The 8534-nt window shown below is 55.0% G+C and carries 8 protein-coding genes; 3 read left to right on the top strand and 5 right to left on the bottom strand.

All coding sequences use genetic code 11. From position 1 onward, the window contains the following. Positions 1–147: 147 nt before the first annotated feature. A complete protein-coding gene (locus ACO0K9_RS24720) occupies positions 148–1803 on the top strand; it encodes a hypothetical protein (RefSeq protein ID WP_422989440.1) in 1656 nt (551 codons plus the stop codon). Positions 1804–1926: 123 nt separating this feature from the next. Here the strand turns inward: ACO0K9_RS24720 and ACO0K9_RS24715 are convergent, their stop codons facing one another. Further along, positions 1927–2784, bottom strand: coding sequence for a helix-turn-helix domain-containing protein (locus ACO0K9_RS24715; protein WP_422989438.1), 858 nt, complete (start codon positions 2782–2784; stop codon positions 1927–1929). 131 nt (positions 2785–2915) lie between these two features. Between ACO0K9_RS24715 and ACO0K9_RS24710 the strand changes: the two genes are divergently transcribed. After that, positions 2916–3359, top strand: coding sequence for a hypothetical protein (locus ACO0K9_RS24710; RefSeq protein ID WP_422989436.1), 444 nt, complete (start codon positions 2916–2918; stop codon positions 3357–3359). Positions 3360–3529: 170 nt separating this feature from the next. Here ACO0K9_RS24710 and ACO0K9_RS24705 read toward each other — a convergent pair whose 3' ends face one another. The 3 genes from ACO0K9_RS24705 to ACO0K9_RS24695 form a co-directional block, all read right to left on the bottom strand. Continuing rightward, on the bottom strand, positions 3530–3964 hold the full coding sequence (locus tag ACO0K9_RS24705) for a DUF1330 domain-containing protein (protein WP_422989434.1): 435 nt from the start codon (positions 3962–3964) through the stop codon (positions 3530–3532). Between the two features lie 198 nt (positions 3965–4162). Further along, positions 4163–5002, bottom strand: a complete 840-nt coding sequence (locus ACO0K9_RS24700) for an SDR family NAD(P)-dependent oxidoreductase (protein WP_422989432.1) — start codon at positions 5000–5002, stop codon at positions 4163–4165. A gap of 46 nt (positions 5003–5048) precedes the next feature. Beyond that, the gene (locus ACO0K9_RS24695; RefSeq protein ID WP_422989430.1) at positions 5049–5708 is read right to left on the bottom strand and encodes an NAD(P)H-dependent oxidoreductase; all 660 of its coding nucleotides are present in this window, start codon (positions 5706–5708) and stop codon (positions 5049–5051) included. 162 nt (positions 5709–5870) lie between these two features. On the opposite strand from ACO0K9_RS24695, the gene ACO0K9_RS24690 reads away from it, so the two are divergent. Beyond that, on the top strand, positions 5871–6266 hold the full coding sequence (locus tag ACO0K9_RS24690; protein ID WP_422989428.1) for a hypothetical protein: 396 nt from the start codon (positions 5871–5873) through the stop codon (positions 6264–6266). Here ACO0K9_RS24690 and ACO0K9_RS24685 read toward each other — a convergent pair. Next, complete coding sequence (locus ACO0K9_RS24685) at positions 6186–8534, bottom strand: hypothetical protein (RefSeq protein WP_422989426.1); 2349 nt, start codon at positions 8532–8534, stop codon at positions 6186–6188. The genes ACO0K9_RS24690 and ACO0K9_RS24685 overlap by 81 nt on opposite strands.

Here is an 8534-nt window from a genome sequence, read left to right as displayed (position 1 = left end):
CCTGAGTCTCACCATGTTTGAAACAACACCAATAAATCAATTACTTACGCCGCCATCGGGAAATTTCGATGACGAAAATCAACCAAAACAGATGTCTCTACTATGAGAAACGTTGGGACACTAGTGAAGATGAATAGATATCTCAAGATGAAACTCTTAGCTTTTATTTCGTTTATTTCCGCAGTTTTCGCGTATTTACCAAGCCAACAAACCCAGGCCGCCGAGGTAAGCGTTCACCTGAAACTGATCTCCCCACAGATGCTGGAAGTCGCTTATCAATTGCCGCAAACATGTGATGCCATCCCTTTTTTGAATCAAGGAAACTTGCTCAAGTTTGGCACGGGGATTCGATCAGCCTGGCAAGCCACAGATGACTGCGGCACGGCAGACGGAAGCACATTAAGAAAAATCAACAAGGCATGTACCAGCATACGCTTCCACATACCCGCAACAAGCAAGTTTTATGACCGCGTTTCGCCCGGTTCTTTCCCTATGGGTGAAGGTATCTATGCACACACATCCAACTATGCAATCAGCGATAAATGTGGTGCCGTCGGCTATCAATTTTCAGCACCAGGCAGTATCGCATTCAAATCCCGCGTCTCTCGCCATGCTGCTTCATATGATGACTACGATGGGCAATATATGGCGGTACTGTTATTGCAAAAGCAGATTTCGTCGGAAGCGGGTGCCATCAGCTATTTCAACCCGGCGCTGGGGACAGAGAATAGTCAACTGCTGCAAGAGATCAGCGATCAGGCCATAGATTTTTATCACAAGGGATTACCCGATATCGCTTTTCGCAAACCCATCATCGCAGCAACTGTGGAACAGAATGGCGGCGCGCTCAATTTTTGGGGTGATGCCGGTGATATCTTGCGCCTTGCCCTGTATAACTGGCCTCAGCACCCCACCCCAGGCACAGATGCGCGACTAAGAAAATTTGTCTGGCATGAATTTGCCCATCGTTTTCAACCTCCCCCTACAAAGGAAAACGGTCAGAGCGCACCGTTTATCGTCGAAGGGGGTGCAGAATATCTGCGCTGGACAGCAAGTGTAAAGACCAGGTGGGTGAGCCCAGAAGAGGCAGCAACAGAACTCAGTACGGCCATTTCCAATTGCATTTCCAAGGCTGGTGACTATAGCTGGAAGGCATTACCAGACAATATGCTCAACAGCGGCGCGATGCCGTATGAGTGTGGTTTGGCACTGCATGTCCTGGGTTTGGCGGTGCGCCAGAACGATGCCAGCCCCCTACAGCAAATAAATGACTACTATCAGGTATTGAATACGCGGGACACCACTATCTTTGAACAAGCCATGGAATGCGGTACGAAGAAAGACTGCACACCGCATTGGCTGCCCAGGCTACTCGGTGATCAAGCCATGTCAACTGTCTGGCCCGACTTTCTTGCCAGTACAGAATTAGCCAAACCCGCCCCGCCACCGCCATCACAACACCTGAATATCCAGCGCATGGCATTGGCAAGCTTAATGGAAGAAAACTGCAATGGCGATGTCAGCTTTTACACTGACAAAGATGTCTTCACCATAGGAGAAATCAAGGCGTGCAAGGTATTTAGAGAAGGGATGAAAATTATTCAAATGGAAGGAAAAAATATATCCGGGCCCTTGCTACTGGTCGATGAAATGACACAAGCCTGCCTATCTCGCGGCAATGTAAGCCTGGGCCTGCACAGTGGAGAGACCATTGCCGTGCCATGTAAAAGGGCCTTTAAGATACCCCAGTTTTATGCTGTCGATATGAAACGCCTGATGCAGAAATTGGATTTGTATTTATGAGGATTGCAATCTTCACTTTTAAATGCCGGAACCAATAAACGCGCTTCAATTCCCGTTGAATTGACCAGGGTCTGTTGACCTGATGCAGGGCCAGACATAGCATCTGGCATTACGATCTTGCACCTACACCCGCCCCTTCAAAAACGCCTCCGTCTGCGGGTCAGACGGATAAAACAATTCCACGCACAGTTCATGCAGGGTAATGTCACGCGGGCTGCCGAAGGTGGTCAGGGTGGTGAACAGGGATAATTGCTGGCCATGCAGATCCAGCACACAGGGTACCAGCAAGGCGGGTTCTGTGGCTGTTGCCATGGCATTGCCGGGTGTGGATTGTTTCAGGGCTTGTACGTTGGGGTAGGTATTGATTTCTTCCAGCAGGGCGACGATGCTTTCGTCACGGGCGTTCAGCATCAGCCTTTGCAAGACTTGCAGCAGGTAGCTGCCCCATTCATCAAAGTTTTTGGTGTAGGCGGCAAAGCCCTGCGGATGCAGGCTGGCCCGGAACATATTCATCGGCTGCGCGCTTAAAGAGGCAGGCAGCAAACCCATCAGCGCAGCGGCAGCCTGGTTGTGCAAGACCACGTTCCAGTGCCTGTCCAGCGCCACGCCGGGGTAAGGGTCATGCGTATCCAGCAGGCGCTGCACCGCTGCCCTGGCTTGCGCCATGCGTGCCGAATCCAGCCCCTGTTCGCTATAGCGTGGCGCATAACCGGCGGCCAGCAGCCAGGTATTGCGGGTACGCAGGGGCACATCGAGTTGCGCCGCAATTTGCATCAGCAAATCTGCACTGGGGGTGGACCGCCCGGTTTCCACAAAACTTAAATGCCGTGGCGAGATGTTGATGTCCAGCGCCAGGTCCATCTGGCTTAATTTGCGCAGCGTGCGCCATTCACGGATCAGCGAACCGACGCTGCCGTCATGCTGGAGGGCGCTGTTTGCATTGGTGGCGGTACTTGCACGGGTACTGGTGGCGACGGTCACGGTTTTCTCCTGTTGGCGATGGTCAAATTATGCGCTCTCCATCAAATCAATTCCATTACCTCTGAGGTAATCGACTTGCTGCGCTGGCAGAGTGACACTGCAATCCCCTCAACTGAAATTGGAGATCGATCATGTCTAGCACCCTGTCAAACTCAACATCTTCTGCCAATGCTACCACTGCCAGCCAGGTTGCGGCTGCCGGTATCTCTTTACGAAAAATCCTGATGTTTGATGCCCTCACCTGCGTCGCCATGGGCCTGTTGCTGGTCAGCGCATCTGGCCTGCTGTCAGGTCTTTTGGGCTTGCCCAAAGATTTTGTGTTGCTGGCTGGCGTCGCCCTCTTCCCCTGCGCGGCACTGATGCTGCTGACCAGTCGCATAGGTACACAGGCACAACCACCGGCAGCGCTGGTGTGGCTGGTCATCATCGGCAATACAGGCTGGGTCATCGCCAGCCTGCTGACGATGGAACTGTGGTTCAACCCCACCACCCTGGGCATGTTGTTCATCCTGGCCCAGGCGGTAGTGGTCGTGGTATTGGCCGTGCTGGAATACCGTGGCTTGCGCAGGTCCTAAGCTAAACGGGGCAGAGCTGAGCTAAGCTGAACTAACAATCAGGGTCGGGCAAGCACCGCTACCCGGCATGCCCGTCTATTCTGTGGTCAGAACGCATCTCATTCATAGAGATGCGTTCTACACGTCACCTCCGTCACTTCGCCCTTTGCCCTGTTTTCGGCAGTAAGCTATTACCGTGGCAGAACCAGGCCTTCGGTCAGCACGATAGAACCTTCGGTGGCTGCAATGCGGAGCTTCTTCACCTCGGTATATTCTGGCGAAAAGTAAAAGCGCTCGACATCGGCCAGGCTGGGGAATTCGACCACGACGATCACCGCCTGCGGATTGCCTTCGACCTTTTGCGCATTCGCATTGAAGACGATGGCCTTGCCTTTGTATTTGAGCGAAATCGGGCGGACAGCTTCCCGGTATCTCTGGAACATCGCCTGATCACGGATCGTGAAGTTGGCGATGAGATATCCAGGCACTGCACTGGCAGCATTTGCCGTCGTGGCGGGTGCAGGCTGCGAAGATTCCACATTCTGCGCCTGCCCGGCGGTGGCGGCGAATGCGGTGCTGAGTCCGATGCTGATGCCAATGAAGGCGCGGGCAATGTGTTTGTTCATCACAATTTCCTGTTGCGTTGCAGATTTAAAAAAGCGAGCCGTCCGTCTGGTGTTGCGGTTCCTCGCAGGTGATACGTTCACCGGGTTTCTACCTAATATCGCTGGCCTATTGCGTTGGAAAACGCAGCAGCAAGCGGTAGCAGGCCCGGCTCGTCCATGCCCTTCGGCAGCCCGGCAGGGGCGCAGGGGCGGTCGAGATCAGAAGTTGCCGTCGGTGGATGTTGAAAGCGCTTCCAGGGCGTGCACGGCTTTCAGCCGGGTTTGCACTGCTGGCGCGATCATCGCGATTGCATCGCTTCCCGCCACGAACAGGCGTGGTGGCGTTTCCATACCCACGAGTTGCACCAGAACCTGACCCAGCTTGTCGGGATCACCGGGCTGCTTGCCGGCGTAGGCAGACAACGCCTCTTCAGCGCTCACCTCGGCTGCGGCGTAATCGTCCATACGATGGCTATTCCATTTGACATTGGCGGCGTCCAGCAGATCCGTGCGGAAGAAGCCCGGTTCAACCACGGTGACCTTGATACCGAATTTTTCAACTTCTTCGGCAACACTCAACGACAGGCCCTCGACGGCAAACTTGCTCGCACCGTAGGCACCACAGTGCTTCATCCCGACCACGCCAGCCACCGAACTGATGTTGATGATGTGGCCCGAGCGCTGCTTGCGCATGACTGGCAGCGCTGCCCGCATCACATGGCTCACGCCCCAGAAGTTGGTGGCGAACTGCTGCACAATCTCTTGCGTCGTCAGTTCTTCGAAGTTACCAATCAGGCTGTAGCCAGCATTGTTCAACACCACGTCAACCCGGCCAAACTTGTGCACAGCCTGATTCACCGCAGTGAAAGCCTGCGCCTCGTCAGCGACATCCAGTTGAAGAATCTCCAGCTTGTCGGTCGCCACGCTGTGCAGGGCATTGCGGAGTTTCTCTACATTCCTGCCGGTAGCGACAACACGGTCGCCAGCCGCCAGCGCGGCCCTGACAGTACCGGCACCGATGCCGCTGCCTGCGCCGGTAATAAACCAAACTTTGCTCATGACCTGTTCCTTGTGATTACTGTGATTGCTATGTCTATTGTGCGTATTATGCGTATTGTGATTGCCGTGATGGCTGCGATGGCTGCGATGACCTGGCACCATCGATCAGTGGCTGCCCAAGCAGGCTGGCCAGATGCTGGCGCAGCCGTTCGATGTCACCTGGCACATCAGGGGCCTTCACGACATCGTGGCAAGAGAAGGATGGCAAGATATCCATTCCGCAAAATTTGTAGTTGGCGGTGTTGAAGGCAAATACATCGTCCACCGATTTACCTTCGAACAAGGTTTGATGCGGGTCGTTGAAAGCCTCCCGTGGCGCATTCCATGTCAGCGAAAGCATGTACTGTTTACCCTGCAGCAGACCACCCGTGCCGTATTGCCTGGTCGGGTCTTCGCGGGTACGGCCATCGCCAGTCAAAAAACCACCCTGCATCATGCCTGCGGTGAACACTTCATCCACATACTTTTTGTAAATCCAGGGCATGCCAAACCAGTAGACAGGCGACTGAAGAATGATCAGGTCAGCCCACAGGTGCTTTTGCACCTCGGCATCGATGGCATAGCCTTTCTCGATGTAGGTCTGTTGACATGCGAAACCACGCTTTTCCATTTCTTCCTGTATGACGCCAGCCATGGTCTTGTTCAGTCCACCTGTGGAAAACCCTTCATAAAACTGGTGTGTATTGATGAGTAACACGTTCTTCATTAGTAAGCCTTTTTTGATACCCGCAATCGACCTGCAATGGCACCATGCCATCGCGGCATACGAGCCACTTCCATGAAGAAAATTTTATCCCGCCTTACACAAAAGCTGCTTACCCAATCCAATGAGAAAATTGCCTGAAGTGATGATTTGGCAGGTATTGCCATGGCATACAGACATCGGCTGTACTACCCGAAAAACAAGACAGTCAATCGCATTCAAGGCCCGCAGGCAAGCAATGACAGCCTTACCAGGAAGAACAGCTACTTGCTCAAAACGATGGCAAAGCCAGGTCGCCATGCCAGCATTGTCATGCTTTTGCAGAAGCACAACGACGGCGCTGATGGCATGTATTGGCGAAGTGGATTTGGGTGTGGACTTGGCTCTGTGGATGGCGTTGCAAGCCATGGGGCGACGGAATGCGAAGATGGTATTGCTGTAGTCCGCGCCGGGTTTGAATTGCGCTTCGCTAAGCGCAATTCAAGGCCGTGCCACCACCGCAATCCCGGCATGTCCGCCGATGGCAAACAGGTGTTTGCCATCGGTAGTCGTGGCTTTTAAATCGACATCATTGTTGATGAAACCAAACGGTGTCATGCTGCTGGCCAACGGTAGCCATTTCAGGTCGGCAGCGCCGGGGTCACGCGTCCAGTACCACTGGATCAGCGCATTGCCGTGGTCGGGCAAGCCTAAAAAGACAAAACTGCCGTAGGCTGATGCAGCCCCTGCGACATCTTCATTGACGACACTGTTCAGCACGATGTTGTCATTCTCTGCGGGGCTGCTACCATCTGGCCATGGCAATGTGCGCCATACCGTACCGCTGGGGTTGGACAGTTCCAGCAAGGGGCGGCGCTGTTCTTCAAATTTATCAGGCGTTTTTGCATCCCTGATTTTTTCCGTCAAGATCCCCGCCTTGATAACGCGACCATCTGCCAATATGGCATGGCTACCACCCACGCCACGCGATGGTGCCGAGGTATCCCAGCTACTGGTGCCAGGGTTATAGATTTCATGCCGCCTGGCTGGCAGATTGGGGCCAAAACCGATATAGATTGGCGTGCAGCTCACGCAGTCTACAGGGCGGGCCGCCACCACTTCTGACTCGACCTCGCCACCCGCCACAATGGCACGACCATCACTAAGGACACGGCCAACAAATTGCACACGCTGGCGTTGCAGACGCGGTGCGGTTTCCACACCTTTTGTACTAACCCACAGCACCTGGGCGTTTTCACCGATCAGCCAGCCACGCCCGGCCTGCGCGCCGATCAGGCGCATGCCGCTACGCCTGGCGTCAGACGCGTTATCGCCAACGCTGAACGTCCCGGGCAAGCGACGAAAGACGCCGGTTTTGGCATTCAGTACACGCAGCCACAGCATGTCCGGCCCTTCGCCCAATCCGGCATAGAGTAGTAATTCGCTGTCGTTCAGCCAGGCCAGTTGTGCCTTGTCGGCAGCCACTGGCAAGGCTGGCAAACTGCGCACCAGGCCAGTATCGAGTTGCACTGCTTCCAGCAACCGGGTAGATACGGCGTCTTCACTGCCAGTAAAACTATGATGTAATTGCCCACCGGCGAACATCAGTTGACCCTTGTGTTCTGCAAGACCGCCATCCACCTGCATGGTCCAGGCGGCATCGCGCTTGCCGCTGGCGTTCAGGTCCAGTGGGATGATACTGATGCCTTCTGAACGACGCCCCCAACCCTCATGCGCATTCGACCGTGCGTGGCGACCAGAAATCACGGCCAGACGATTATTCGTCAGCGGGATCAGGGCGGCCCCCTGCCTTTGCATGGCATGTTGGCCCACCAGTACAGGCTTGTCACCCGCATCGCCAGGGTGCCAGGCCAACACGGACGGGAAATACCCCCCAGCCAGCAACACGGTCGCTTTGCGGCCAGGGGCTTCATTCAACATGACGCTGCTGTGCTCAATCATGGGCACAGGCAAGTCGGGGCCTGCAGTCCAATTTTTGGTTGCCGGGTTCCAGATTTCAGTGGTGGATGCCGCATTGCCACCATCGCCGCCACTAGCCCAGACACGGCCATCCGGCAACAAGCTCAGCGCAGGCTTGATACGCTGCTGCGCGAACTCAGGAAGGGGATACCAGCGCTTTTCCTGTGGTTCATACAGAAAATTACCGTTGTAATATTTTGCCCCGCACAACATCACCCTGCCCTTGCCCAGATGCAGCAAGCTATAGCCAGAACTGCCGTCGCTATTACCAACGGGGACAGGCAGGGGTGGCAAGATTTCAGCCTGTATCTGCTCATTTGCATCCAGCCACAGCCTTTCAACACGCACGGTATTGGACATATCCTTGTTGTCTGACCAACTGCGCCCGCCCACCACCATGATGCTGCCATCCGCCAGCGCCACGACCCTGGGGCCAAAGCGTGGCACGCTGAGTTTGCCACGGATGACCTTGCCACCAGGCCGCAGCAATTCCACACCCGCGCCCACCAGCCAGGCGCCGGCTTCGGTCAGTGCGGCACCGTGGCTATTTGGCTTATCGGACACGTTGCCAGCACCCTTGCTACCGAGTATGGTGATCAGGTTGCGTTCTGGCTGCTCAGGGTACACGCGCACCGCCTGCCGCCCGGATGACACATTGAAGAACAGCGCACTGCCATCGCCCATCACCAGTGGTGCAGCCATTTGGTCAGCAAGCAATTGCGGTTTCATCAGCAGTTGCTCGCGGGCCAGTGGTGGTGGTGAAGGCAAGTCAGCGAATGCCGGTGTCGTCGATTGCAGGGCAAGCAAGGCAAGCATTACTGCAGTCAATCGCAGCGCGGGGGAAGATGTCTGAACAAATATAGCTTTCAT

Source organism: Undibacterium sp. Ji50W (assembly GCF_049340445.1).
Classification (GTDB): Bacteria; Pseudomonadota; Gammaproteobacteria; order Burkholderiales; family Burkholderiaceae_D; genus Undibacterium.
Note: the sequence above shows the minus strand (reverse complement) of the source record. Positions and strands in the feature narration are given on the sequence as shown.

Bases quoted from the DNA above. Each gene is read 5' to 3' on its own strand.
- ACO0K9_RS24720 (WP_422989440.1), top strand. From the start codon at position 148: ATGAAACTCTTAGCTTTTATTTCGTTTATTTCCGCAGTTTTCGCGTAT.
- ACO0K9_RS24710 (WP_422989436.1), top strand. From the start codon at position 2,916: ATGTCTAGCACCCTGTCAAACTCAACATCTTCTGCCAATGCTACCACT.
- ACO0K9_RS24705 (WP_422989434.1), bottom strand. From the start codon at position 3,964: ATGAACAAACACATTGCCCGCGCCTTCATTGGCATCAGCATCGGACTC.
- ACO0K9_RS24700 (WP_422989432.1), bottom strand. From the start codon at position 5,002: ATGAGCAAAGTTTGGTTTATTACCGGCGCAGGCAGCGGCATCGGTGCC.
- ACO0K9_RS24695 (WP_422989430.1), bottom strand. From the start codon at position 5,708: ATGAAGAACGTGTTACTCATCAATACACACCAGTTTTATGAAGGGTTT.
- ACO0K9_RS24690 (WP_422989428.1), top strand. From the start codon at position 5,871: ATGGCATACAGACATCGGCTGTACTACCCGAAAAACAAGACAGTCAAT.
- ACO0K9_RS24685 (WP_422989426.1), bottom strand. From the start codon at position 8,534: ATGAAAGCTATATTTGTTCAGACATCTTCCCCCGCGCTGCGATTGACT.